Annotated in this window: 1 protein-coding gene; it reads left to right on the top strand. The window is 71.6% G+C overall.

What is annotated here, in order from left to right; genetic code table 11:
- Positions 1-402, top strand: a 402-nt coding sequence (locus AC4FQ5_RS20045) for a universal stress protein (RefSeq protein WP_491146456.1), incomplete at its 5' end; no start/stop codon positions are given.
- Positions 403-557: the final 155 nt, after the last annotated feature.

Genomic DNA, 557 nt, shown 5'->3' with positions numbered 1-557 from the left:
TTCGCGGCGCACCAGGCGGAGCTCACCGGGCAGGAGCTCGTCCTCGTCCGCGCGACACCGTCCGTCAGCGGTGAGCACCGCGACTCTGCGCATGCTCCCTCACACGCACGATCGAGCCGACTCGAGGCCACGCGAGCTCTCGTCGCGGAGCGGTGGCCCGCGATCCGTGTGCGTTCCCGGCTCGTCTACGGTCCGGCCGCACCGGCACTCGTGCGATCCTCATCGCACGCGGCGCTGCTCGTCGTCGGCGCATCCCGTGCCGAATTCGGCGAGCCGTTCGTGGTGGGTCGCGTGACCCACGACGTCCTGCTCAACCGGAGCGCGCCGACCGCAGTCGTCGACGGGACCCGCGACGGACTCGGTGTCGCCTCGGCCGGCGCGTCGACCGCGCGACTCGCCTGATCATGTCGATCCGTCACGCACTCCCCCTCGTAACGGAGCCGAGAGGAACGGATGCTCCCGCCGCACGTGAACCGGTGGTGGCGAGGTCACGCGACGGTGATGCCACGCCGTCCCCCGAGCGCATCAACCTCGCGATCGACGCGCGCAGCGCGAGC

It is taken from the genome of Chryseobacterium sp. DT-167, from assembly GCF_058310155.1.
The sequence above is the reverse complement of the archived record's forward strand: the minus strand, read 5'-3'. Positions and strand labels throughout refer to the sequence as shown.